General features: G+C 73.0%; 23 protein-coding genes and 1 pseudogene. 14 read left to right on the forward strand and 10 right to left on the reverse strand.

The annotated features are described in order from the left end of the window. Positions 1 to 30 precede the first annotated feature (30 nt). A complete protein-coding gene (locus HNR57_RS03535) occupies positions 31 to 1302 on the reverse strand; it encodes a cytochrome P450 (protein ID WP_184556573.1) in 1272 nt (423 codons plus the stop codon). Between the two features lie 133 nt (positions 1303 to 1435). Between HNR57_RS03535 and HNR57_RS03540 the strand changes: the two genes are divergently transcribed. The 6 genes and pseudogenes from HNR57_RS03540 to HNR57_RS03565 all read left to right on the forward strand — a co-directional run bounded on the left by HNR57_RS03540 (position 1436) and on the right by HNR57_RS03565 (position 7296). After that, entirely contained in the window at positions 1436 to 2395 is a 960-nt protein-coding gene (locus HNR57_RS03540) for a Rieske (2Fe-2S) protein (protein WP_376772150.1), read from the forward strand. Further along, a complete protein-coding gene (locus HNR57_RS03545) occupies positions 2388 to 2921 on the forward strand; it encodes a DUF1360 domain-containing protein (RefSeq protein WP_246554158.1) in 534 nt (177 codons plus the stop codon). Before HNR57_RS03540 ends, HNR57_RS03545 begins: the two co-directional genes overlap by 8 nt. A gap of 111 nt (positions 2922 to 3032) precedes the next feature. Beyond that, positions 3033 to 3218: pseudogene (locus HNR57_RS03550) on the forward strand (iron-siderophore ABC transporter substrate-binding protein); the annotation flags it as partial. A gap of 7 nt (positions 3219 to 3225) precedes the next feature. After that, positions 3226 to 5298 carry an iron ABC transporter permease gene (locus tag HNR57_RS03555; protein WP_184555677.1) on the forward strand — a complete coding sequence of 691 codons (2073 nt, stop codon included), beginning with the start codon at positions 3226 to 3228 and terminating at the stop codon, positions 5296 to 5298. 79 nt (positions 5299 to 5377) lie between these two features. After that, positions 5378 to 6877 (forward strand): APC family permease, encoded by a 1500-nt coding sequence (locus tag HNR57_RS03560; RefSeq protein WP_184555679.1) that lies wholly within the window; start codon positions 5378 to 5380, stop codon positions 6875 to 6877. Positions 6878 to 6879: 2 nt separating this feature from the next. Next, a complete protein-coding gene (locus tag HNR57_RS03565; RefSeq protein ID WP_184555681.1) occupies positions 6880 to 7296 on the forward strand; it encodes a universal stress protein in 417 nt (138 codons plus the stop codon). Here the strand turns inward: HNR57_RS03565 and HNR57_RS03570 are convergent. Further along, complete coding sequence (locus HNR57_RS03570; RefSeq protein WP_184555683.1) at positions 7291 to 7662, reverse strand: (2Fe-2S) ferredoxin domain-containing protein; 372 nt, start codon at positions 7660 to 7662, stop codon at positions 7291 to 7293. The two genes, HNR57_RS03565 and HNR57_RS03570, sit on opposite strands and share 6 nt — an antisense overlap. Positions 7663 to 7694: 32 nt before the next feature. Further along, positions 7695 to 9260: an IucA/IucC family protein gene (locus HNR57_RS03575; RefSeq protein WP_376772151.1), complete on the reverse strand. Its 1566-nt coding sequence runs from the start codon at positions 9258 to 9260 to the stop codon at positions 7695 to 7697. Positions 9261 to 9361: 101 nt separating this feature from the next. Here HNR57_RS03575 and HNR57_RS03580 point away from each other — a divergent pair, with 101 nt between their 5' ends. The 3 genes from HNR57_RS03580 to HNR57_RS03590 are packed head-to-tail and all read left to right on the forward strand — an operon-like array spanning position 9362 to position 12953. Beyond that, the gene (locus HNR57_RS03580) at positions 9362 to 10855 is read left to right on the forward strand and encodes an IucA/IucC family protein (RefSeq protein WP_184555685.1); all 1494 of its coding nucleotides are present in this window, start codon (positions 9362 to 9364) and stop codon (positions 10853 to 10855) included. Positions 10856 to 10899: 44 nt separating this feature from the next. Next, the gene (locus HNR57_RS03585; protein WP_184555686.1) at positions 10900 to 12165 is read left to right on the forward strand and encodes a VWA domain-containing protein; all 1266 of its coding nucleotides are present in this window, start codon (positions 10900 to 10902) and stop codon (positions 12163 to 12165) included. Further along, positions 12165 to 12953: a hypothetical protein gene (locus HNR57_RS03590; protein ID WP_184555688.1), complete on the forward strand. Its 789-nt coding sequence runs from the start codon at positions 12165 to 12167 to the stop codon at positions 12951 to 12953. Before HNR57_RS03585 ends, HNR57_RS03590 begins: the two co-directional genes overlap by 1 nt. A gap of 56 nt (positions 12954 to 13009) precedes the next feature. Here HNR57_RS03590 and HNR57_RS03595 read toward each other — a convergent pair whose 3' ends face one another. Next, on the reverse strand, positions 13010 to 13636 hold the full coding sequence (locus HNR57_RS03595; RefSeq protein WP_184555690.1) for a winged helix-turn-helix transcriptional regulator: 627 nt from the start codon (positions 13634 to 13636) through the stop codon (positions 13010 to 13012). A gap of 86 nt (positions 13637 to 13722) precedes the next feature. Here HNR57_RS03595 and HNR57_RS03600 point away from each other — a divergent pair, with 86 nt between their 5' ends. From HNR57_RS03600 to HNR57_RS03620, 5 genes are all read left to right on the forward strand, one after another. Continuing rightward, a complete protein-coding gene (locus tag HNR57_RS03600) occupies positions 13723 to 14931 on the forward strand; it encodes a pyridoxal phosphate-dependent aminotransferase (protein WP_184555692.1) in 1209 nt (402 codons plus the stop codon). A 140-nt stretch (positions 14932 to 15071) separates the two neighbouring features. Continuing rightward, a complete protein-coding gene (locus tag HNR57_RS03605; RefSeq protein ID WP_184555694.1) occupies positions 15072 to 15635 on the forward strand; it encodes a DUF2243 domain-containing protein in 564 nt (187 codons plus the stop codon). Next, positions 15635 to 16483 carry a cytochrome c oxidase assembly protein gene (locus tag HNR57_RS03610; protein ID WP_184555696.1) on the forward strand — a complete coding sequence of 283 codons (849 nt, stop codon included), beginning with the start codon at positions 15635 to 15637 and terminating at the stop codon, positions 16481 to 16483. The genes HNR57_RS03605 and HNR57_RS03610 overlap by 1 nt, the downstream gene beginning before the upstream one ends. A 59-nt stretch (positions 16484 to 16542) precedes the next feature. Next, the gene (locus HNR57_RS03615) at positions 16543 to 17178 is read left to right on the forward strand and encodes a hypothetical protein (RefSeq protein ID WP_184555698.1); all 636 of its coding nucleotides are present in this window, start codon (positions 16543 to 16545) and stop codon (positions 17176 to 17178) included. Positions 17179 to 17236: 58 nt separating this feature from the next. Then, on the forward strand, positions 17237 to 17659 hold the full coding sequence (locus HNR57_RS03620) for an acyl-CoA thioesterase (RefSeq protein ID WP_184555700.1): 423 nt from the start codon (positions 17237 to 17239) through the stop codon (positions 17657 to 17659). Here the strand turns inward: HNR57_RS03620 and HNR57_RS03625 are convergent. The 6 genes from HNR57_RS03625 to uraD all read right to left on the reverse strand — a co-directional run bounded on the left by HNR57_RS03625 (position 17656) and on the right by uraD (position 22865). Further along, positions 17656 to 17841 carry a hypothetical protein gene (locus HNR57_RS03625; RefSeq protein WP_184555701.1) on the reverse strand — a complete coding sequence of 62 codons (186 nt, stop codon included), beginning with the start codon at positions 17839 to 17841 and terminating at the stop codon, positions 17656 to 17658. The genes HNR57_RS03620 and HNR57_RS03625 overlap by 4 nt on opposite strands. Before the next feature lie 8 nt (positions 17842 to 17849). After that, complete coding sequence (locus HNR57_RS03630) at positions 17850 to 19238, reverse strand: nucleobase:cation symporter-2 family protein (RefSeq protein WP_184555703.1); 1389 nt, start codon at positions 19236 to 19238, stop codon at positions 17850 to 17852. Positions 19239 to 19499: 261 nt separating this feature from the next. Continuing rightward, positions 19500 to 20879 (reverse strand): 8-oxoguanine deaminase, encoded by a 1380-nt coding sequence (locus HNR57_RS03635; protein WP_184555704.1) that lies wholly within the window; start codon positions 20877 to 20879, stop codon positions 19500 to 19502. A gap of 118 nt (positions 20880 to 20997) precedes the next feature. Further along, a complete protein-coding gene (gene pucL, locus HNR57_RS03640; protein ID WP_184555707.1) occupies positions 20998 to 21945 on the reverse strand; it encodes a factor-independent urate hydroxylase in 948 nt (315 codons plus the stop codon). 4 nt (positions 21946 to 21949) lie between these two features. Then, positions 21950 to 22348: a hydroxyisourate hydrolase gene (gene uraH / locus HNR57_RS03645; protein WP_184555709.1), complete on the reverse strand. Its 399-nt coding sequence runs from the start codon at positions 22346 to 22348 to the stop codon at positions 21950 to 21952. A gap of 7 nt (positions 22349 to 22355) precedes the next feature. Continuing rightward, on the reverse strand, positions 22356 to 22865 hold the full coding sequence (gene uraD, locus HNR57_RS03650) for a 2-oxo-4-hydroxy-4-carboxy-5-ureidoimidazoline decarboxylase (protein ID WP_184555712.1): 510 nt from the start codon (positions 22863 to 22865) through the stop codon (positions 22356 to 22358). Positions 22866 to 22935: the final 70 nt, after the last annotated feature.

A 22935-nucleotide genomic window follows, 5' to 3' on the forward strand; every position in this document is an offset into this window, starting at 1 on the left:
CCTCGGCCCACGGCCGGATCCCGGTCGGCCTCAGCGTGCGGCGGGCGCGGGCCCGTGAGCGGGCGCCGGTGCCCGGACGGCGTCCAGGACGAAGCCGCTGCGGACCCGGGCCGGCATGCGGTTCAGCGGGATCCGCAGGTCCTGGTCGGGCACCTCGTACTCCAGCAGGGCCAGCCGTGGCCCGAGGGCGCGCAGCAGCGCGATCGTGACGTCCTCGCCGGGGCAGCGGTGACCGGTTGCGCAGTCGCCGCCGCCCTGGGGGATCAGTTCGTCGGGCTGGGGCGGCCGCTGGAGGAAACGCCGCGGTTCGAAGGTGTACGGGTCGTCCCAGAGGCCGGGGTCGTGGTTCTGCCCGTAGAGGTCGAGCAGGATCAGCGTGCCGGACGGGATCGGTTCGCCCCGCCACTGCAGATCGGTGGCGGCCCGGCCGCCGACGAAGGGCGCGAAGGGGTAGAAGCGCCGCACCTCGTGGGCGAACGCCACGGCGTACGCGGGATCGTCGCCGGTCAGGCGGTCCCGCAGCTCGGGCCTCAGGCGCAGCGCGTGGGCGGCGTAGGTGACGAACCAGCACACCGCGACGGCCGGGCGGATGACGTTGAGCAGTTCGACCGCGGCCGTGTGCGGGTCGAGGACCCGGCCGTCGGCGTCCCGGTGCCGGACGATCCCCTCCAGTGCCGACCCGGCCGGTGCGGTGGCGGCCCCCGACCGTACGTCCTCGACCAGGCGTCCCAGCCAGGCCTCGCAGCGGGCCCGTGCCCGCCGGGCCCGCCAGTGGCGCGGGCCGGGACTGGCGAAACCGTCGACCATGGCCACGAGGTCACCGGCCAGGGGACCGGCGTCCTCGACGGTGAGTCCGGCCCACTGGCACACGCCCCGGGTGAGCACGCGGCTCGCCTCGTCGAACAGCACGACCCGCCGGCCGGGCCACGACTCCACCGCCTCGTCCCACTCCGCGGCGACGCGGTCCACCAGACCGGCGACCGCCTCCGCCCCGGTGAGCAGGGACAGGAACATCCCCTTGCGTACGCGGTGGTCCGGCCCGTCCAGGGTGTGCACGGCTCCGTGCCCGAAGAGCGTGCTCAGCACCGGCCCGGGCAGTGCCGTCCGGCGCTCCACGTGCCGCTCGTCGTAGAAGAACCGCACCGCCCCGGGGCCGTGCAGGGCGACCACCGGCTGTCCCATGAGCCGGGTGCGGACGAGCGGAGCGGTGGTGCGGCGCCTCCGGTCGGGCAGCCATGCGTATCCCTTGGCCAGGAGGGCGAGTGAGCTGTCGGCGGCCGGTGGACGGAGACGGGGATCCATGGCGCGGCGGGTGCCCGCCGGTTCTGCCGGGAAACCGGGCACACCCTGGTCCGCGACGGCGGGGCGGCCGGCCAGGGGCCGTCGCCGCGTCGTGGTCCGTTTGTCCTCGGTGGCGGTGGGGACCCGGCGGGGCATGAGCGCATCCCCACGCCGCCGCGTGATGCGGCAGAACCGGGTCCTGTGGCTGCTGGACCGTCTGGAGCGGGAGCCCAGGGCCGACGCGGTGATCGACACGCTCCGCAGGGGCGTGCGGGCCCTCCCCCTGGGGCGTGGCCGGGACCTGCTGCACGGCAGGTGGCTGGGGCACCCGGTGCATCCGCTGCTGGTGCAGGTGCCGATCGGAAGCTGGCTGTCGGCGGCCGTCCTGGACCTGCGTCCCGGCCGCTCGCGCGAGTCGCGGCTGCTGGTCGGGGTCGGGCTGGGCGCCGCGGCCCCCTCGGCCGTGGCCGGCTGGGTGGACTGGGCGGAACTGCACCACCGCCAGCAGCGGATCGGGCTGGTGCACGCCCTCTCCAACACGACGGCCGTCGGTCTGTACGCCGCCTCGCTCGTCTGCCGCGTCAAGGGGCGCGAGGGGGCGGGCCGGGCGTACGGCTTCCTGGGGCTCACGGCCGTCGGAGTCGGGGGCATGCTGGGCGGCCACCTGGCCTACCGGCAGGCCTCCGGCGCCAATCACGCCGAGGAGGTCCCGAACGTCGTCTCCCCGGGCTGGCACCGGATCGGAAGCGTCGACGAGTTCCCGGCCGGTGAGCCGGTGCGGCGCAGCGTGGACGACGTGCCGGTGCTGGTGGTGCGCGAGTCCGGCGGGGCGGTCCACGCGCTGGCCGAGCGGTGCAGCCACCTCGCGGGGCCGCTGTCCGAGGGCACCGTCGCCGACGGGTGTGTGCGGTGCCCGTGGCACGGCAGCGTGTTCCGGCTCTCCGACGGCTGGAACGTGCGCGGGCCGGCCACCGCCCCCCAGCCCTCCTTCGAGACGCGGATCACAGGCGGGCACGTCGAGGTGCGGCTGCGTCACCAGAACGGCGGAGAGCCGGCCGGACAGGGGAAGCCGACACGATCGCGGGCTGCCCATGGGCACGGCGACCATGACTGACAGCCGCCTCGCGCGCCGGCTGCGCGGAGCGCTCCGGCGCACCAGCCGGGACTACGCGGCGGGGCACGACCGCCCGCTGGGCGGTTATCTGGCGGCCATAGCCGGCTTCGCGGCCTGCACGGCGGCCTGGACCACGGTGGTACGGCGCAGCGGGCGCCCGCTGCCCGAGCGGCCCGAGCCGTGGGACGTGGTTCTCACGTCGGTGGCCACGTTCCGGCTCAGCCGACTGCTGAGCAAGGCGTCGGTGACCAGCCCGCTGCGGGCTCCCTTCACCCGGTACGTCGGGCCGCAGGGCCCCGCCGAGCTGCACGAGGAGGCTCAGCCCGAGCCGGGCAGGCACACCGTCGGCGAGCTCGCGACCTGCCCGTTCTGCATGAGCGTCTGGGTGGCCTCGGCCCTGACCGCCGGCCGGCTGCTCTGGCCGCAGGCCACCCGTACGGCCATGGGCACGCTGACCGCTCTGGCCGGCGCGGACGCGCTGCAACTGGCGTACGGCGCGCTGGTGGACAGGACGACGGGCGACTGACCGCACGCGCGTCCGGACACCCCCTGGGCGTGCGGCTTTTCGGTGATGCCGCGTCCGAAGGGCCGGACGAGTCCGGACGCGGATCCCCCTTGTCAAGGCGATATTAGGTTAGGCAACGACGGCGACAAGTCCAGCAACCCGTTCTCCGGCCAGCTGAAGAAGAACGCCGTGTGGACCTCCCTGCCGTTCGTGAAGGCGGACCGGGTGCACCGGCTGCCCGACGGCATCTGGATGTTCGGCGGTCCCGGTTCGATGGAGGCGTACATCGACGCCCTCGTCGACGCGCTGAAGAAGTAGCGAGGCCATGGCCGTCACCGAAGCACCCCCCGTCGCCCGTCCGCCGGCGGCCGCGTCCCGGACGGGTGCGGCCGCGGTGACGGCCGGGCTCGTCCTCCTGGTCGCCGCCCTCGCCGTCGTCGACATCACCCAGGGCACGGCCGACGTCGGACCGGGCCAGGTCCTCAAGGCCCTGACCGGGCAGGCCGATCCGGGCGACGCGTCCGTCGTGATCGCCTCCCGGCTGCCGCGGATGACCGCCGGCATCCTGGTCGGCCTCGTCCTCGGCATCGCGGGCGCGGTCCTGCAGGCCGTCAGCCGCAATGTGCTCGCCTCGCCCGACACCCTCGCGGTGAACGCCGGTTCGTACCTGGCCCTCGGGCTGGTCGGCGCGACCGGCGTCTCGCTGCCCCTGCTCACCTCCTCCGGCGTGGCCTTCGCGGGCGGGCTGGCGGCCGCCGCCGTCGTCCTCGCCCTGTCCGGCCTCGACACGGGGACCGTGCGGCTGGTCCTCGCCGGTACCGCGCTGGCGCTGGGCCTGAACTCCGTCACCGAAGGGCTGCTCCTGCTGTTCCCGCAGCAGACGGAGGGCCTGTACCAGTGGAACCAGGGCAGCATCGGCCAGAACGGCTTCGACGGCGTCCTGCAGATGCTGCCCGTCGCCCTGGTGGGACTCGCCGGGCTGCTGCTGGTCGCCCGCCGGGTCGACGCGCTCGCCCTCGGGGACGACGCGGCGCGCGGTCTCGGCGTCCCCGTGCGGGCCACCCGGGTCACGGTGGTGGTCCTGGCGGCGCTGCTGTCCGCCGCGGCCGTCACGCTCGCCGGGCCCATCGGCTTCGTCGGCCTGTGCGCCCCGGCGCTGGTCCGCCCGCTCGCCCGCCGGTTCCGGGGCTTCGTCCGCGCCCGGGCGGCCCTGCCCGTGGCCGGTCTGGCCGGTGCCGCGCTGGTGCTCGGGTCGGACGTACTGCTGCGGTCCCTCGTCCCGGCGGACACGGCGGTCGCCGTCCCGACGGGCATCGTCACCAGCCTGGTCGGTGCCGTCTTCCTCGTGGGTACGGCCCTGCGCCTCAAGGACACCGTCGGGGCCGACGCGCCGGACCGGCTGCGCATCCCGAGCCGGACGGCGTTCCTCGTCACCGTGGGCGCACTCGCCGCGGCGGTCGTCGGCATCACGGTGGCAGGCGTCCTGCTGGGCGACAGCAAGCTCCTGCTCGGCGATGTCGCCAACTGGGTGCAGGGGCGGGCCGGGCAGACCGTCTCGTTCGTCCTGGACACCCGTGTGCCGAGGGTGCTCGCGGCGCTGTGCGCGGGCGCGGCGCTCGCCCTGGCCGGCACGCTGGTACAGGCCGTGACCCGCAACCCGCTGGCGGAGCCCGGTGTGCTGGGCGTCTCCGGCGGTGCCGCGCTGGGCGCCGTCCTGCTCGTCACCACCGTGCCCACGGCCGGTTCCTGGGGGGTCGCGGGCGCGGCGTTCGGGGGCGCGGCGCTGGCCTCGGCCATCGTCTTCGGGCTGTCCGCCCGGGGCGGTTACCGGCACAACCGGCTGGTCCTCGTCGGCATCGGCATGGCGGCCGGTTCCACGGCCCTGATCAGCCTGCTCATCGTGCTCACCGACCCGTTCAACGCCACCAAGGCGCTGACCTGGCTGTCCGGTTCCACCTACGGGCGGACCACGGCCGACGTCCTGCCCGTCGCGCTCGTCCTGGCGCTGGGCCTGGCCGTCGCCTTCGCCCGGCGCACCGAGCTGGACCTCGTGTCCCTGGACGAGGACACCCCGCGGCTGCTCGGTCTCGAACTGCCGCGGGCCAGGCTGGGCTTCCTGGTGACGGGTGTGCTGCTCGCCGCGACGGCCGTCGCCTCGGCCGGCACGATCGGCTTCGTGGGTCTGGTGGCGCCGCACGCGGCGCGTGCCCTCGTGGGCCGGCGGCACGGGCGGGTCCTACCGGTCGCCGTCCTGCTCGGCGCGGCGCTGGTCTGCACGGCCGACCTGATCGGCCGAACCGTCATCGCCCCGGCCCAGCTGGGCGCCGGCCTGATGACGGCGGTGATCGGCACGCCGTACTTCCTGCACCTGCTGGTCCGCGGCCGAAAAGCGGCATGACACCCGAAGGGGGCATCATAGTTAAAGCGCCCCGAAAGTGTCTGTTGTACGGATGTACACACAACGGGAGCGAGGGAGCATGGCCAAGGACATCACGGCCCCGGGCCCGCCCCCGGAGGCGAGCCTGAAGCCCAATGCGATCGGGTTCCTCGACGCCCTGGTCATCGGGCTCAACGCGACCTCCCCCGCGTACTCCGTGGCGGCGGTCATCGGACCGATCGTGGCGCTGGTGGGCATCTACGCCCCCGGGGTGATGCTCGCGTCGTTCGTGCCCATGCTGCTGATCGCGTCGGCGTTCTACTACCTCAACAAGGTCGACCAGGACTGCGGCACGACGTTCTCCTGGGTCACCCGGGCCATGGGGCCGTGGGCGGGCTGGCTGGGCGGCTGGGCCATCGCCATGACGGGCGTCCTGGTGGTCGGGTCGCTCGCGGACGTCGCCGTGACGTTCTTCCTGCTCGCCGTGGGCCTGGACGGCTGGGCCGACAACGACGCGGTGCGCCAGGTGCTGACGGTGCTGCTCATCCTGGTGATGACCGCCGTCTGCGTGATCGGCACCGAGATCTCGGCCAAGGTGCAGAACGTCCTCATCCTGGCCCAGGTGGCCTGCCTGCTGGCCTTCGCCGTGGTGGCGCTCTACCGCGTCTACGCCGACACCGGCACCCTCGACGCCATCGATCCGGAGTTCGGCTGGCTCGATCCGTTCGGGGCCGGCGGGGCGTCACTGACCGCGTCCCTGCTGCTGGGTGTGTTCATCTACTGGGGGTGGGAGTCGGCGGTCAACCTCACCGAGGAGGTCGAGAACTCGGCGACCGCCCCGGGCAAGGCGGCCGTCTGGTCGACCGTGCTGCTGCTGGTGACCTACCTCGCGGTCGCCTTCGCGGTCGTGGCCTACGCGGGAACGGACTACCTCGCCGAGAACGCGGCGGAGGAGGAGTTCATCTTCGCGCTGCTCGCCGAGGAGACGATGGGCGGCTGGGACTGGGTCGTCCTGCTCGCCGTCTCGACGTCGGCGCTCGCCTCCACGCAGACGACGATCATCCCGGCGTCGCGCACGGGCCTGTCCATGGCACGCCGGCACGCGCTGCCGGCGAACTTGGGCCGCATCCACCCGCGGTTCCGCACCCCGGATGTGAGCACGTGGTGGGTCGCGGGCATCGCCATCGCCTGGTACCTCGTGCTCTACCACCTCAGTGAGAACGCCCTCTTCGACTCCCTCACCGCCCTGTCCCTGCTGATCGCCTTCTACTACGCGCTCACGGGCCTCGCCTGCGCGGTCTACTACCGCCGCCAGCTGACCCGCAGCGCCCGCAACTTCTTCCTGATCGGCCTCGGCCCGCTGATCGGCGCGGGGCTGCTGGCGTGGCTGCTGGTGGAATCCGTGGCGGACATGTCCGACCCCGAGAACTCCTACAGCGGCGTCTCGTGGTTCGGGCTCGGTCCCCCGCTCGTCATCGGCATCGGCATCGTGGTCACGGGCGTGGTCCTCATGATCGTGTGGCGGCTGCTGGCGCCCGCCTTCTGGTCGGAACACCCGAGCGTGGTCGACCCGGACCTCGTCGACGGCAAGGAGTCCTGAACATGTCGGTGGTCCTCGGCTACGACGAGTCCCCGGGCGCCCTGAGCGCGCTGCGCGTCGCCATCGAGGTGGCGACCGCGTACGACGAACCCCTGGTGATCGTCCACGGCGTCGCCGCCCCCGGCATCACGGGCGAGGAGTACGGCGCTCATCACGAGGCCGTGCGCGAGGCCGGCAGCACCGCGCTCTCCCACGCCGTCCGGGTGGCCGACGAGGCCGGTGTGCAGACGTCCGTGGAGCTCATCGACGAACGGCCCGCGCAGGCGCTGATCGAGGCGGCGGCCCGGCACGGCGCCAGGGTCATCGTGGTGGGCACGTGGGGCGAGAGCCCGGTACGGGGCGCGCTGCTCGGCTCCACGCCGCACAAGCTGCTGCACCTGTCGACCGTGCCCGTGCTGTGCGTACCGGCCCGGTCATGAGCCGCCCGGGCGGCGTCGCCCGGGCGGCTTGAACACGTACAGGCCGAGGATGTCGGGCAGGGGCGCGACGCCGGGGCCGCCCTCGCGCACCCAGGAGACGACGTCCTCGGTGGCGGCCGGGTCGTTGACCAGTCCGAGCCACACCGGCCGGGCTCCGGCGGCCCGGCCCGCCGCCGAGGGCTGGACGACCACGACGTTGGCCTGGTCGCAGACGTCGAGGCAGTCGGAGACGCGCACCGGCGCCGCCTCGCGCAGGCGCTCGGTCTGGGCGGCGTGATCGACGCCCCTGATCTTGCGGGTGCCGCAGCAGCAGTCGCGGCAGACGACGATGCGGCAGGGAAGCCCTGCGTCCGGCGTCGCGGACATGCCGCTCCCTCCCTCTCTGCGCGTGGTGATGATCATGTCACGCGGGCGCCGGGCCCGGCGGGCCGGGTCCCTTCCCGGAGCGGGTTGGCCAGGGGCAGGTAGCGGGCGTCGGCGCCGTCCGCGCCCGTCCACCGCAGCAGCAGGTTGGTCTTGGCGGGGAGGGTCGGCGAGCCGAGCAGGGCGGGGATCTCGGGGAGGTCGTGACGGGCGAGTTCGCGGCGGGCGGCCGGCCAGGGGTCGAACCCGGGGTGCCTGTCCGTGAGGGCGCCGGCGATCTCGGTCAGGTGGTTGACGACCAGGCAGTACACGAGCCGCTCCCAGCCGGCCTGCCGCGACACGTCCGGCAGCAGTTTCACGCCCTCGGCGTCCCGGTACAGCGCCTGCACCGGGAGGCCGTCGGCGTCCACGGCGACCAGGGTGTTCTGGAGGTGGGCCTCGATGACTACGCCGTGCTCGGCGAACGCCGTCAGCGCCGGGGGGACGACCTGGGCCAGGTAAGCCTCCCACCACGCCCCGGGGTCCGGGGCGCGGTCGAGCGGGCTGCCGTCGAAGCCCTCGACCAGGCCGGCGGCCAGCAGCGGGGTCGCGCCGGGCAGGAGGCGGTCGCCGAAGCCGTCGCGGACGAGGACGGCCAGGGCCTCGAAGGCGAAGTCGGCGGTGCGGTACCCGCGGTCGGCGAGCCAGGCCGGGGGGCCGTCGGACGTCGCGAAGGCGGCGCACACGGCCGCGTCGGTCCGGCGCAGGGCGAGCAGGTCGTGGCGCCAGAGCCGGCGGATGTCGTTGGTGATGCGCACGTCCAGGCTGAACTTGAGGAAGAGGTCGTGCCCGGGCGTGTAGAGCGTGCGGATCGCGGCCGTGGGCCAGGTGTCGAAGGCGGTCTCGCCGAGCCGGATGAGCCTGCCGTCCGCGAAGGCGCCGGCGAGCTCCCCGCTCGCCAGGTCCAGCTGCCAGGGGTGGGCCGGGAGCAGGCGGTAGCCGGGCGGGGCCGTGCCGAGGGCGTCGAGGGCGGAGGTGTCGCCCTCCTCGACGACGGTGTCCTCGCGTACCCCGAGCAGGGCCATCGGGAAGCGGGCGTACGCCTCGGGCGCGTACGGCAGCCAGCCGGCGGCGGGGCCGCCCCCGCGCGCCTTGGGGGCGGGGTGGTGGGTGTGGCCGGTCAGGAGGGACTGCTCGGAGCGCCGGTAGAGGTCGCCCGGCGGGGTGGCCCGGGCCCGGGCGGCGAGCATGGCGGCCACGGCGTCCCGGCTGTCGAGCATCTCGGCGGGCAGCTCGTGGTTGGACAGCCCGGTGTGCCGGCGCAGTTCCTCGGCGACGAGCTTGACCAGCTCGGTGTGGCCGAGGCGGTGCCAGCCGCCCGCGACCTCGGCCTCCGGTTCGGCGGGCCGCCGCGTTCCGCGCACCCGCAGCAGCCGGTCTCCGCCGGGCAGCCGGTAGACGTGACGGCCGCCCTCCCGGCGCACCGGCCGGGCGACCTCCCGCAGCAGGCAGTTCAGCAGGGGGACGGCGGCATATGCGTCGGCGAGGGCCCCGGTGGCCGGGTCGTCACCGTGGGCCGAGTCGTCGTCGGCGGGCGGGGGCATGAGGTCCACGCGTTCCACTCGTCCCTACGGTCCTTCCAGCGTTCCGGGCGGAGATGATCAGTATGTCGGTCGTCGCCATTCCGCTGTGACGCCCCTATTCGTACCCGAGGAGCCCGCCCGTGCACCGTCCCCCCTCCGCCGAGGCCGAGGTCGCCGACGAACTGTCCGTCGTACGGCCCGGACTCCTGCCGCGGTACGAGGCCGAACTGCCCGGTGCCCGGGCGGCCGTGCTGTCCCGGCTGTGGCGCGGTCTCGCCCACGATCCGCTGCCCTGGGTCACCCGCGCCGAGCGGGACCGGGACGGTCTGACGCTGTCCCTGTCCGACGGCCGCCGGCTGTGCGGCCCCCGGCCGGATCCCTACGCCACCGGCGCGTACGTCACCGTCGTACGGCTCGACGGGACGGCCTACGCGGATCCGGCGCGGCTGATGACGGACCTCGCCGTGCCGCACTCCGCCTCGTTCGCCGTCGAACTCGGGCACAGCGTCGCCTCGTTGGCGCTGTCGAGGGCGGGGCAGCAGGGCGGCCGGGACGACTGGCCCGACAGCGACTGGGAGTGGGAGCAGCGGATCACCGACGGGCATCCGTTCCATCCGACGTGCCGGTCCCGGCCCGGATTCTCGGTGGCCGAGCAGCTGGCCTACGGGCCCGAGCACCGGCCGGTCGTGGAGCTGGGCTTGGTGCCGGTACGGGCCGAGGAGTGCCTGGTCACGGGCGCGTGGCCGGCGGAGCTGCGGGACGGGGGGCGGGTGGTGCTGCCGGTGCACCCGTGGCAGGCGGCGCATGTGCTGAAGCGGGTGTGCGAGGAGCGGCGTCCCGCGCATCCGCTGATGTCGCTGCGGACGCTGGCCCTGCCCGGCGGGCCGCATGTGAAGACCTCCCTGAGTGCCCGGCTGACGTCCTCGGTGCGGGACATCTCCCTGCCGTCGGTGGCCGCGTCCGCGCTGCTGTCGGACTTCGCCGCGACACCGGCGGCGCGCACGGACGGCCTGCTGCACGTCACCCGCACCCTGGGCGCGGCGGCGGCCGGGTCCCCCGACTTCGCGGCCGTCCTGCGGGAGTCGCCGCAGGCGTACGCGGGCAGCGGCGAGCGGGTCCTGCCGGTGGCGGCGCTCGCCACCACCGGCCTCCCCCGCTCCCCCGCCTGGCTGGCCGGTTTCGCCCGGCTCGCGCTGACCGCCGGACTGCGGCTGCTGGAGCTGGGCGTGGCCCTGGAGGCGCACGGCCAGAACCTCCTGGTGGTCCTCTCGGCGGCGGGCGATCCGCTGCGGCTGGTCTACCGTGACCTGGCCGACATCCGTGTCAGTCCGGCCCGCCTCGCCCGGCACGGCATCACGGTGCCCGAGCTGCCGGCCCGGATGGTCACGGACGACGAACACGTGCTGCGCCGCAAGCTGTTCGGCTCGCTCGTGGCGGGCGCGCTGGCCGGCACGGCCGGGTCGGGCCCGGCGCTCGGAGCGGCGCTGGAGACGGCCGTACGGGACCTGCCGCGCACCCCCGACCTCGCGGCACTGTGCGCGGATCCGCTGCCCGCGAAGGCACTGACGCTGATGCGCCTGTCGCCGCGGACGCCCGGGGACCAGTGGGCGGAACTGCCCAATCCCCTTCGCTGAGACCCGTTTTGGAAGCGGAGCCGGATGATCAATAGGATCCGGCGATGATCACAAGAAAACGGCTGGCGGCAGGGGTCTGTGGCCTGCTCGCCGCGCTGACGGCCGGGCTCGCCTTCCCGGCCGGAGCGGCCGCCGGTGAACCCACGGGCCAGGGCGCCCCCAAGGTCGACCTCGTCCTCGACGTGAGCGGCTCGATGCGCGCCCGGGACATCGACGGCCGGTCGCGCATGGCCGCCGCGAAGCAGGCGTTCAACGAGGTGCTCGACGCGACGCCCGAGGAGGTCGAACTCGGCATCCGCACCCTCGGCGCGAACTACCCCGGGGACGACCGCAAGACGGGCTGCAAGGACACCGCGCAGCTGTACCCCGTCGGCCCGCTGGACCGCACCGAGGCCAAGACGGCCGTCGCCACCCTCACCCCGACGGGCTGGACGCCGATCGGCCCGGCCCTGCTGAAGGCGGCGGGCGACCTGGACGGCGGCGACGGCTCCAAGCGCATCGTGCTGATCAGCGACGGCGAGGACACCTGCGCGCCGCTCGACCCGTGCGAGGTGGCCCGCGAGATCGCGGCCAAGGGCATCGGCCTGACCATCGACACCCTGGGCCTGGTCCCGACGGCCAAGCTGAGCCGGCAGTTGAGCTGCATCGCCGAGGCCACCGGCGGCACCTACACCTCGGTCGAGCACCAGGACGAACTCACCGACCGGGTGAACCAGTTGGTGGACCGGGCGGCCGACCCGGTGGTGACGCCGGTGGCGACCGAGGGGGCGGACCGGTGCGCCGGGGCACCGACGCTGAAGTCGGGCCTGTACACCGACCGCGAGGAGTTCGGGCAGCAGCGCTTCTACCGGGTGGACGTGCGGCCGGGGCAGGAGCTGCGCGCGTCGGTGAGCGTCGCCGCGGACCGGGCGGTGAACCCCGGCTACGGTGTGCTGATGCGGGCCGTGACGTCCAAGGGCCGCGAGATCGTGCGCGGCGAGGCGGCGGGCAACGGCCGTACGGACGTGATCTCGACGGGCCTGCGCTACCCGAAGGCGGAGAGCGACGACGAGGACGCTCCCGCCGAGGCGGTCTGCCTCTCCGTCTCGCACTCCTTCTCGGCGGCCCCCGGTGTGAAGACCACGCCCGGTCTGCCGCTGGAGCTGACCGTGGACGTGGTGGACGCCCCGAGCCGGGCGGGCGACGTGGCCGCCTTCGGCCTCGGCCGCGGCTGGTGGCTGCTCGGCGTGCTGATCCTCACCGGCTTCCTCGCCGGTGTCGTCTGGGGCTGGCTGTCGCGCTGGCGGATCGCGGTCTGGAGGACCAACTGATGCGAGCGGTACGAGCGTTGAGCGCGGCCTTGCTGACCCTCGGAGTGGCGGCCGGCCCGGCCGCGGCCGACGCCTCGCCGAGCCCGTCGCAGGACGAGGCGTCGGCCCCCACGCGGGCCGGTACGTCGTTCCGTACGGCGACGGAGATCGAGCAGGGGCAGCCGGCCACGGCGAGCGGCTCCACGGGTGACTACCTGTACTGGTCGTTCCCCGCCGACACCGGACAGCGCCCCACGGTCGAGGCGACGGTGAAGCTCCCTGAGAGCCACGCCTCCCAGACCTGGCAGATCGATGTCTACGACGGTCTGCGCCGCCGTCAGGCCTGCCAGTACGGGGCGCAGACGCGCACGGCTGCGGCGGACGCCCCCTCCGTGAAGCTGGCGTGCGTGCTGCGCACGGTCCGCGCCTGGTCGGAGCCGTGGGCGAACGACCCGCTGCCCGGCACCTACTACGTCCGGCTGACGGCCACCGGCGTCGCCACCGCCGACCTCGGTCTGCCGGTGGGCAGCGACGTGCGGGTGGACTCCAGGGACATCGGCGGATCCGCGGCGGTGGACGGCTCGCTCGCCGAGCCGCTGGTGCCGGGCGTGGCCACGAAGCCCGGGCAGGAGCGGGAGGACGCGGCGGTGCTGGCCGGTCTCGAACCCGAGGACGGCTGGGCGTCCGGCCGGTGGTCGGACCGGTGGGTGTGGACCGCGGCCGGCGGGATCATGGCCGCGCTGGCCGGCGTCGGCGGGTACGCGCTGACGCGCGGGACGGGACGGCCGTCCCGGGTGCCGCCCGCCTGACGATCCCGGATTTCGCTGATGGTCACTCAGAAGGCCCGCTGACCGCGGGCCTTCTCTCATGCCTCGCGCAGCGCCTTGGCGAGCGCGCCCTCGCCGCTCACCTGGACCCGACCTTCGCGCACGGCGCGGGCGAGGCTCAGCTCCCCGCGGGCGACGGCCGTGCACGTGGCGGTGTCCAGGGCCAGCCGGGCGTCCGGTTCCCCGGGGGCGGGTCCGTCGCCGTACACGGGCCCCTCCTCGGCACCGGCGTGCAGATGGAACAGTCCTTCCTCGAGGCGGACTTCGACGAGCCCTTCCCCGTCCAGCAGGCGCAGCAGGGGCAGGGCGAACCAGTGCGCCCGGACCGCGTCCGTCGGCCGGCGCTCGCCGAGCCCGGCCCGCCCCCACTCCCCCAGCGCCTGGAGCACGGGCAGCAACTCCCGCCCCCGCTGGGTGAGTTCGTACACGAAGGCCGCACCGGGCGGCGGCAGCCGGCGCCGGGTCGACAGGCCGTCGCGCTCCATGTCCTTCAGTCGCGAGGCGAGTACGTCGGTGCTGACCCCGGGCAGGTCCGCGTGCAGGTCGGTGTAGCGGCGGGGACCGGCGAGGAGCTCCCGGACGATCAGCAGGGTCCAGCGGTCGCCGACGACATCGAGCGCACGGGCGACGGAGCAGTACTGGTCGTAGCTTCGGCGAGGTGGCATGCGACGCAGTCTAGACAAGTTGTTGGACTTTCCAAGCGCACACTTGGTAAAACCAAGCAACACGGTTCGGCAGAGGAGAGGCGCGCATGGAGTTCCGGCAGTCGAGCAAGCTCAGCGAGGTCTGTTACGAGATCCGCGGTCCGGTCATCGAGCACGCCAACGCTCTGGAGGAGGCGGGCCACAGCGTGCTGCGCCTGAACACCGGCAATCCGGCGCTCTTCGGGTTCGAGGCGCCGGAGGAGATCCTCCAGGACATGATCCGGATGCTGCCGCAGGCCCACGGCTACACCGACTCGCGCGGCATCCTCTCCGCCCGCCGCGCGGTCGCCCAGCGCTACCAGACCCTCGGCCTGGAGGTCGGCGTCGACGACGTCTTCCTCGGCAACGGCGTCTCGGAACTGGTGTCGATGGCCGTCCAGGCGCTCATCGAGGACGGCGACGAGATCCTCATCCCCGCCCCCGACTTCCCCCTCTGGACGGCGGTGACGACCCTCGCGGGCGGCAAGGCCGTCCATTACCTGTGCGACGAGCAGGCCGACTGGTACCCCGACCTCGACGACATGGCGTCGAAGATCACCGACCGCACGAAGGCGGTCGTGATCATCAACCCGAACAACCCCACCGGCGCGGTCTACCCCAGGGAGATCGTCGAGGGCATCCTCGGCCTCGCCCGGCGGCACGGCCTCATGGTCTTCGCCGACGAGATCTACGACCAGATCCTCTACGACGACGCCGTGCACCACTCGGCCGCCGCCCTCGCCCCCGACCTGGTGGTCCTCACGTTCTGCGGCCTGTCCAAGACCTACCGCGTGGCGGGTTTCCGCTCCGGCTGGCTGGTGGTCACGGGACCGCGGCAGCACGCGAAGGACTACCTGGAGGGCCTCACCATGCTGGCCTCCATGCGGCTGTGCGCCAACGCGCCCGCCCAGTACGCCATCCAGGCCGCGCTGGGCGGCCGGCAGTCCATCCGCGAGCTGACCACCCCGGGCGGCCGCTTGCTGGAGCAGCGGGACGTGGCCTGGGAGAAGCTGAACGAGATCCCCGGCGTGACGTGCGTGAAGCCCAAGGGCGCGCTGTACGCGTTCCCGCGTCTCGACCCCAAGGTGCACCAGATCCACGACGACGAGAAATTCGTCCTGGACCTGCTGCTGAGGGAGAAGATCCAGGTGGTCCAGGGCACGGGCTTCAACTGGCCGGCCCCGGACCACTTCCGCATCCTGACCCTCCCGCAGGCCGACGACCTGGAGGCGGCGATCGGCCGGATCGGACGGTTCCTCGGCGGGTACCGCCAGTAGGCGCCGAGCCATTCCCGGAACGTGCGGGACGGCCGGAAAAGGGTCCTTGAGCCGGATGGAGGCCGAGCGCAGGGCGTGAGCGCTGCGCAGCAGGGAACGTCGTCTTCGGTTCTTCCCCCAGGCGAGAGCGGAGACGATCAATGGCCACCACGCAGGGTGAGTCCCGGGCCGGCACCGCACGACCGGCGGACCTACGGCTGCCGGGCATCGTGCTCGGGGTGGGGATGGGCGGGTTCGCCGACGGCATCCTGCTGCACCAGTTGCTGCAGTGGCACCACATGCTCTCCAGCACCAACCAGGACCGCATCGGGGTGAAGTACTACGACCCCCACACCGTCTCCGGCCTGGAGATGAACACCCTGTGGGACGGCGTCTTCCACACCGTGTGCTGGCTCTCGGTGCTCGTGGGGCTGGCCGTGCTGTACTCGCGGGTCACCCACGACCGGCTGCGGGTGTGGACCTCCCGGGTGCTGTGGGGCTGGATGCTCGTCGGCTGGGGCCTGTTCAACCTCGTGGAGGGCGTCCTGGACCACCACGTCCTCGGCATCCACCACGTCTACGCCGGGGAGGGCCAGGTCTGGTGGGACGTCGGCTTCCTCGCCCTGGGCGCCCTGCTGGTCGCCGGCGGCCACCTGCTCCAGCGCGGCGGCCGGTTCTTCGACCCCGGCGCACCCGCCGGCCGCCGTGCGGCCCGGCAGGGCTGATGGGCCACCACCTGCCCGAGCACGGGCACGACGCGGGCAGCGGCACCCTGGACTGGCTGCCACCGGCGCTCATGCTGCTGGCCGCCGCCGGTGCCTACCTGCTCCTCGTCCGCCGGGCGCGCCACCGCAATCCGGCCCTCGGCTGGAGCAGGTGGCGGACCGGTTTCTTCCTGGGCGGGATCCTCCTGCTCGGCGTCGCGCTGCTGCCGCCCCTGGCCCCCTTCGCCCACGAGGACTTCCGCGGGCACATGGTCCAGCACCTCCTCATCGGCATGTACGCGCCGCTCGCCCTGGTCCTGTCCGCCCCCGTCACCCTCCTGCTGCGCACCCTGCCCGCGTCCCGCGGCCGACGGCTGACCGCGGTGCTGCACAGCCTGCCCGCCCGCGTGATCGCCCACCCGGCGGTCGCGCTGGTGCTCTCCACGGGCAGCCTCGTGGTGCTGTACTTCACCCCCCTGTACAACGCGACCGTGGCCGACCCGGCGGCGCACTGGCTGCTGCACGCGCACTTCCTGCTCTCCGGATGCCTGTTCGCCTACGCCATCGCCGGCCCCGACCCGGCCCCCACCAGGCCGGGCGTCCGGGCCCGGCTGGTCTACCTCGGCGTCGCGATCGCGGCGCACGCCGTGATCTCCCAATTGATGTACGCCGGCTTCCGGGTCCACATCCACGCGCCGGTCGACCAGGTGCAGGGCGGCGCGGAAGTCATGTACTACGGCGGCGACCTGGCCGAGTTGCTGCTGGCCGCCGCGCTGGTCGCCACGTGGCGGCCCGAGCCCCGCCGCGTGACGAGCCGTGGCGGGTGGCGGGGAGCCGTCCCGGTCCGGAATGTCAGTGGCGGGTCGTAGCCTTCGAGCAGGTGGGGCGAGGAGCCCCTGGATCGCCCGAGGCCGGAGAGGAGCACGCCGTGACCCGTCCGCCGACCGCCGCGCAGAGGCGTGTCATCGACGCCGCCGACCCGGTGACCGGGCGGCTCCGGGGCACGGAGTCGCAGCTGACGGCACTGGTGAAGCGGGGACTGGCCTTCCGGCACCCGCGGCCGCCGCACGACCACTTCCTGACGCCCGAGGGACACCGGGTGCGGCAGGGCATCACGCCGGTGCCCGAGCCCGCCGCGCCCGGGGAGGCCCCCGCGTCGACGGGCGTGTTCGCCGCACGCGCCGGCGGTGAGGAAGCCGCTGCGGATGCCGGGCCCGCGCGGCGCCGTGAGGTGCACAGCGCCTGGCAGGGGCTGCTGGAGCTGCGCCGGATGACGAACCCCGGCGGGGGCACGGACCGGCCGTGCGGCTGGGAGCGTACGCATCTGGTGCGGGCCGCCGCGCTGGCTCTGGAGGCGGCCGGGCACGCTCCGGCGGGGCGGGAGGGCGGGGGCTACCGCGTCCGGGAGACCCCGCAGCCGGAGGCCGTCGCCGTGCACGAGCCGGACGGCGAGGCGCTGCGGGCCTGCGCGGCCACCCTGGAAGGGGCAGGCTGGCAGGTGAGCGAGCACCGTGAGCCGCGCACCAGGAACCGGTATCTGCTGGCTTCCCCGCGCCGGGCGTGATGGGCATGCCAAGATCGGTGGATCGTTGTGCAGTGCACGAGAAGCCGAAGGGGAAGCCGTGAGCGAGCCGTTTTCCGTCCCTGTGACCGTCCGTGGATACGAGACGGACGTCCAAGGACACCTCAATCAGGCGGTCTACCTGAACTACGCGGAGCACGCCCGCTGGTCGCTGCTCCACGCCGCCGGCATCAGCCAGTCCGCCCTCATCGGCAGCGGCGTGGGCCCGGTCGCCCTGGAGACGACCATCCGCTACAAACGCGAGCTGCTCGCGGGCGACGAGGTCGAGGTGACCTGTGCCTTCGCATGGGGTGGCGGCAAGACGTTCCGGATCGAGCAGAGCGTCCTGAAGGCGGACGGCTCGGTGGCCGCGGAGATCACGGCGGTCGGCGGGATCCTGGACCTGGAGAAGCGCAAGCTGGTCGCCGATCCCGCCGAGGTCTTCAAGAAGCTGGCGTCGGACCCGGGGCTGTTCGGGCTCTAGGCGGCGTCGCGCCAGATCGTCATGTCCCCGTTGGAATGCTTGACGCAGATCTCGCTGCCGGCGGCCGCCCCGGCCAGGGTCCAGCGGTGGGGGTCGGCACCGGCGAGCATCAGCCGGCACTCGTCGAGGGTCGCCCCCGACTTGCCGACCAGCTGGAGGAACACGCTGGCGTCGCTCTCCACCGGGGAGTTCAGGACGCGGCCGGGGTCCTGGGGGTGCCCGTGAGTTCCTCGCCCGCCTCCATCGGGTGGGTCACGTCGTGGGCGTCGCGGCCACCCCGGCCCAGGTGGTTGAAGACCAGGTTGAGCAGCACGGCCGCCACACAGCCCGTCGAGATGCCGGAGTCCAGGACGATCCTCGCCGTCTCCGGGAAGGCGTGGTAGAACTCCGGCGCCGTGATGGGGATGATGCCGACGGCCAGGGAGACGGCCACGATCAGGACGTTGTTGTCCTTGTCCAGGGCGGCCCGGACCAGGGTCTGGATGCCGCTGGCGGCGACCGAGCCGAACAGCACCACGCCCGCTCCGCCGAGCACCGGGCGCGGTACGACGGCGATCAGCGAGGCCGCCATCGGGCACAGGCCCATCAGCACCAGGAACCCGCCGCCCGCGGCGACGACGTACCGGCTGCGGATCTTCGTCATCGCGACCAGGCCGATGTTCTGGGCGAAGGCGCTGCACATGAAGCCGTTGAAGAGCGGGCTGATCGCCGAGCCGAGGGTGTCGGCGCGCAGGCCGGCCGCGATGGTCTTCTCGTCGGCCGGGCGGTCGACGATCTCGCCCAGCGCCAGCATGTCGGCGGTCGATTCGGTCATCGACACCACCATCACCACGCACATCGAGATGATCGCGGCGAGCTGGAACTGCGGTGCGCCGAAGTGGAACGGGGTGGGGAAGCCGATGACGGCCGCGTCCGCGACGGGGCCGAAGTCCGTGGCACCGAACGGGATCGCGATCAGCGTGCCGATCACCAGGCCGAGCAGGACGGCGATCTGCTTGACGAAGCCCGTGGTGAAGCGGCGCAGCAGCAGCACGATCAGCAGGGTGACGGCCGCGAGGCCCAGGTTGGTCGCCGAGCCGTAGTCGTGCGCCGTCGGGTCGGGTCCCTGCGCCCAGCCGAAGGCGACGGGGAGCAGGGATATGCCGATCAGGGTGATGACCGTGCCCGTGACCACGGGCGGGAAGAAGCGGATCGCCTTGCAGAAGACGGGAGCGGCGAGGAAGCCGAGGAGTCCGGCGACGATGACCGCGCCGAAGATGATGGGCAGGGCGTCGGACTTGTCCTCGGTGGAGGCGACGATGGCGGTCATCGGGGCGACACCGGCGAAGGTGACGCCGTTGACGAACGGCAGGCGGGCGCCGATCTTCCAGATGCCGAGGGTCTGCAGGAAGGTGGCGAGGCCCGCGGTGAACAGGCAGGCGCCGGTGAGGAAGGTCAGGTCGGTGGCGGTGAGGCCGATGGCCGCGCCGACGATCAGGGGCGGGGCGACGACACCCGCGTACATGGCGGCCACGTGCTGCAGGCCGGTCGTCGCCATCTTGAGCGCGGGGAGTTTTTCGTCAACGGGGTGGTCGGCCACGGCGGCGTCCCTCCGGTCGGTTACACGGCACGCCGAAGGGCCGCCGTGGGTGTCAGGGAGGTGGTGCGGGTGGGCTGGGGGTACCTCCCTGCTCGAGCGAAGCCGAGAGCTTGGGGGAGGGACCTGATGTGCGGTGGACGGGGGTGGCCGTTCCGGGGTGCGCGCGTCCGCGCGCACCCCGGAGACGACCGCCGTGGTCCCCGCTCGGGTCCACGGCCGCCGGCCGGGAGCCGTCCCTCCCGGCCGGAGTCATCGGGGTGTTCAGGCCTCAGCGGCGATCTTCGCCAGCCGCTGGGCCTCGTCCCGCGTGGCGCGGGCGATGGCGTCCTCGTCGGCCGTGAGCAGCCGCCCGTCCTCGACGATCTGCCGGCCGTCCACGAAGGACGCGGTGACCGGGGCGGCCGCGCCGAAGACCAGGGCGGTCACCGGGTCGGCGATCGAGGCGTGGGCGAGCGTGTCCAGCTTCCACAGCACGAGGTCGGCGAGCTTGCCCGGCTCGAGGGAGCCGGTCTCCATCGCCCGGCCCAGCACCTGGGCGCCGCCGTACGTGCCCAGGCGCAGGGCCTGACGGGCGTTCAAGGCGGCTTCCCGGTGAGCGCCGAGGCGGTTGATGAGGAGGGCGTTGCGCAGCTCGGTGTGGAGTTCGCCGGACTCGTTGGAGGCGGTGCCGTCGACGCCGAGGCCGACGGGGACGCCGGCCGCGAGCATGTCGGGGACGCGGGCGATACCGGCGGCGAGGCGGGCGTTGGAGGACGGGCAGTGCGCGACGCCGGTCCGGGACCGGGCGAAGGCGGCGATGTCGGAGTCGTTCATGTGGACGCAGTGCGCCATCCACACGTCCTCGCCGAGCCAGCCGGTGGACTCGAAGTAGTCGGTCGGGCCCATGCCGAACAGTTCGTGGCAGAACTTCTCCTCCTCCACGGTCTCCGAGCCGTGGGTGTGCAGCCGGACGCCGAGGCGGCGGGCCAGCTGGGCGCCGTCGCGGAGCAGTTCGGTGGAGACGGAGAAGGGCGAGCAGGGGGCGACGGCGACCTGCGTCATGGCGTCGAAGGAGGAGTCGTGGTGCTGCCGCACGGTCTCCTCGGTGGCCGCGAGCGCGCCGTCGAGGGTCTCCACGGCGAAGTCCGGGGGCAGGCCGCCGTCCTTCTCGCTGCGGTCCATGGAACCGCGGGCGAGGGTGAAGCGGACGCCCATGTCTCGGGCGGCGCCGATGATCGCGCCGGAGAGGTCGCCGGAGCCCCGCGGGAAGACGTAGTGGTGGTCCATGGCGGTGGTGACGCCGCCGCGGGCCATCATCGCGAGGGAGCCTTGGGCAGCTGCCCGGACCATCGGCTCGTCGATGCGCGCCCAGGTGGGGTACAGCGCGACGAGCCAGTTGAAGAGATTGTGGTCCGTGGCCAGGCCCCGGGTGATCCACTGGTAGAAGTGGTGGTGGGTGTTGATCAGGCCGGGGGTCACGAGGTGGCCGGAGGCGTCGATACGGCGTGCGACGTTCTCCAGGCCCTCGGGGGCCGCGCCCGCGCCGAGCGACTCGATGCGGTTGCCGGCGAGCACGAGGTGCCCGGAGGCGTACTCCGTGTCGTGCGCGTCGACGGTCGCGATCGCGCAGTTCTCGATGACGATGCGCCGGTCTGCTGCCATGGTTCGTCCCTTTTCACGAAGTGTGCTGAATTGGCGAGGCACGGCAGGACCCCGGGAGTTTTGAGTGCCGTGGCCGGGAGAAGGGTTCCCCCGGCCACGGGTGCCGAAAGGGGGAACGTCAGAGGTTGGTGAGGTCCTCGGGGATCCGCGCCTCGCAGCCGTCCCGGAGGACCGTCGCCTCGATCAGGCCGTAGGGGCGGTCGGCGGCGTAGTACACCTCGTTGTCGTTCTTCAGCCCGAACGGCTCCAGGTCCACCAGGAAGTGGTGCTTGTTCGGGAGGGAGAAGCGGACCTCGTCGATCTCGCTGCGGTTGTTGATGATGCGCGAGCCCATTTGGTACAGCGTCTGCTGGAGCGAGAGCGAGTAGGTCTCGGCGAAGGCCTGGAGCATGTGCTTCTTCACCTGCTCGTAGGACTTCTCCCAGTCGGGCATGCGCTGCTCGTCGTCGGTCCAGTTGAACCGCCAGCGGCCGGAGACCTCGGTGGCCAGGATGCGGTCGTAGGCCTCCTTCAGCGTCGTGTACTTGTCCTTGACGTAGCCCCAGAACTCGGAGTTGGTCGAGTTCATCACGACCAGGTCCTTGAGGCCGGAGACGACCTCCCACGACGAGCCGTCGTAGGTGATCTGGGTGAGCCGGACCTCCTGGCCCTTGCGGACGAAGGAGTGCTTGACCTCGTCGGCGCCGGTGAACTGCGCGTTGGCGTCGGAGGCCTCGATCCGCTCCCAGGCGTACTCCTCGATGCGGATGCGGGCCCGGTGGATCGGCTCCTGGCTAGTGACGAAGTGCCGGGCGAGGTGGATGCCGAACTGCTCGGCGGATTCGATGCCGTGCTCCTTGGCGAACGCGTACACCGTGTTCTTGGTGGTGTCGGTCGGCAGCACGTTGGCGTTCGAGCCGGAGTAGTGGACCTCGTCCATGTCGCCGGAGAGGGCGACGGAGACGTTGAGGTCCTTGATGTGGTGGGTGGCGCCGTCCCGCGTGATCTTGACGACTCGGTTCTCGGCCTTGCCGTACTGGTTCTGACCCAGGATCACAGGGCGGGCAGGGCGGGAATTGACGGTCATGTAGCTAGCTCCCTCGGTATACGGAGTAGCCGAACGGGTTGAGCAGCAGCGGTACGTGGTAGTGCTCACCGGGCTCGACGGCGAAGGTGATCGCCACTTCCGGAAAGAACGCACCGCTGTCCCGATTCGCGGGGGCGTCCTGCTGCGCATCGGCTTGCTTCTTCGCAGATTCCTCGAAGTACGGCTCCACCGCGAAGTCGAGCCGTACGTGGGTGGTGCCCTCCGGCAGCGCCGGCAGATCCTTGCACCGCCCGTCCGCGTCGGTCGCGGAGCCGCCGAGCGCCTGCCAGTCCGCCGTACGGCCCGGGCGGGCGGAGAGGTGGACGGCGACGCCCTCGGCGGGGCGGCCGATGCTGGTGTCCAGGATGTGGGTGGACACGGACGCGGTGGCGGAGGTGCTCATGGTGCTGTCAGTCCTCTTCGACGAGTCGGGCCAGACGGATGCGGTTGATCTTCCCCAGTTCGGTGCGGACGATCTCCCGCTCCCGCTCCGGCGGGTTGCCGATCCGTTCCCGGAGCGCGTCGCGCATCTGCTCGCCGGTGCGGCCGGTGGCGCAGATCAGGAAGACATGGCCGAACCTCTCCTGGTAGGCGAGGTTCAGTTTCAGCATCTCCGTCCTGAGTGCGTCGGAGGCGCCGGCCATGCCGCTCTGTTCCCGGGCCGAGGTGGGGTCACCGGGCTTGGGGCGGCCGATGGGCGGGTGGCCGGCCATCGCCTCGTCGAGGTCGGCGGCCGTCAGCTCCGCCATGGCGGCGTCGCTCGCGGCGTACAGGTCCTCGCTGGTGGCGTAGGGGCGGGCGGCCAGCAGGCGCTTCGCCCACGCCGTGGCGGCGCACGCCTCGCGGAGTGCGGTGTACGCCGCGTGCTCCTCGAGGGTGTTGAACCGGGTCAGGCCCGGCGGCGTGGAAGTGGACGTCACGGGAGCCTCCGTGGCCGGTGTCGGCCTTCGTGCTGAACGGGCGTGCCGATAGCTAACGCCCTCCCGCGAC

Source organism: Streptomyces paradoxus, from assembly GCF_014202475.1.
Taxonomy (GTDB): Bacteria; Actinomycetota; Actinomycetes; order Streptomycetales; family Streptomycetaceae; genus Streptomyces; species Streptomyces paradoxus.

Excerpts from the sequence above, each read along its gene's own strand:
- HNR57_RS03535 (WP_184556573.1), bottom strand. The coding sequence starts at position 1,302 with ATGGATCCCCGTCTCCGTCCACCGGCCGCCGACAGCTCACTCGCCCTC.
- HNR57_RS03540 (WP_376772150.1), top strand. The coding sequence starts at position 1,436 with ATGAGCGCATCCCCACGCCGCCGCGTGATGCGGCAGAACCGGGTCCTG.
- HNR57_RS03545 (WP_246554158.1), top strand. The coding sequence starts at position 2,388 with ATGACTGACAGCCGCCTCGCGCGCCGGCTGCGCGGAGCGCTCCGGCGC.
- HNR57_RS03555 (WP_184555677.1), top strand. The coding sequence starts at position 3,226 with ATGGCCGTCACCGAAGCACCCCCCGTCGCCCGTCCGCCGGCGGCCGCG.
- HNR57_RS03560 (WP_184555679.1), top strand. The coding sequence starts at position 5,378 with ATGGCCAAGGACATCACGGCCCCGGGCCCGCCCCCGGAGGCGAGCCTG.
- HNR57_RS03565 (WP_184555681.1), top strand. The coding sequence starts at position 6,880 with ATGTCGGTGGTCCTCGGCTACGACGAGTCCCCGGGCGCCCTGAGCGCG.
- HNR57_RS03570 (WP_184555683.1), bottom strand. The coding sequence starts at position 7,662 with ATGTCCGCGACGCCGGACGCAGGGCTTCCCTGCCGCATCGTCGTCTGC.
- HNR57_RS03585 (WP_184555686.1), top strand. The coding sequence starts at position 10,900 with ATGATCACAAGAAAACGGCTGGCGGCAGGGGTCTGTGGCCTGCTCGCC.
- HNR57_RS03590 (WP_184555688.1), top strand. The coding sequence starts at position 12,165 with ATGCGAGCGGTACGAGCGTTGAGCGCGGCCTTGCTGACCCTCGGAGTG.
- HNR57_RS03595 (WP_184555690.1), bottom strand. The coding sequence starts at position 13,636 with ATGCCACCTCGCCGAAGCTACGACCAGTACTGCTCCGTCGCCCGTGCG.
- HNR57_RS03600 (WP_184555692.1), top strand. The coding sequence starts at position 13,723 with ATGGAGTTCCGGCAGTCGAGCAAGCTCAGCGAGGTCTGTTACGAGATC.
- HNR57_RS03605 (WP_184555694.1), top strand. The coding sequence starts at position 15,072 with ATGGCCACCACGCAGGGTGAGTCCCGGGCCGGCACCGCACGACCGGCG.
- HNR57_RS03610 (WP_184555696.1), top strand. The coding sequence starts at position 15,635 with ATGGGCCACCACCTGCCCGAGCACGGGCACGACGCGGGCAGCGGCACC.
- HNR57_RS03635 (WP_184555704.1), bottom strand. The coding sequence starts at position 20,879 with ATGGCAGCAGACCGGCGCATCGTCATCGAGAACTGCGCGATCGCGACC.
- pucL (WP_184555707.1), bottom strand. The coding sequence starts at position 21,945 with ATGACCGTCAATTCCCGCCCTGCCCGCCCTGTGATCCTGGGTCAGAAC.
- uraH (WP_184555709.1), bottom strand. The coding sequence starts at position 22,348 with ATGAGCACCTCCGCCACCGCGTCCGTGTCCACCCACATCCTGGACACC.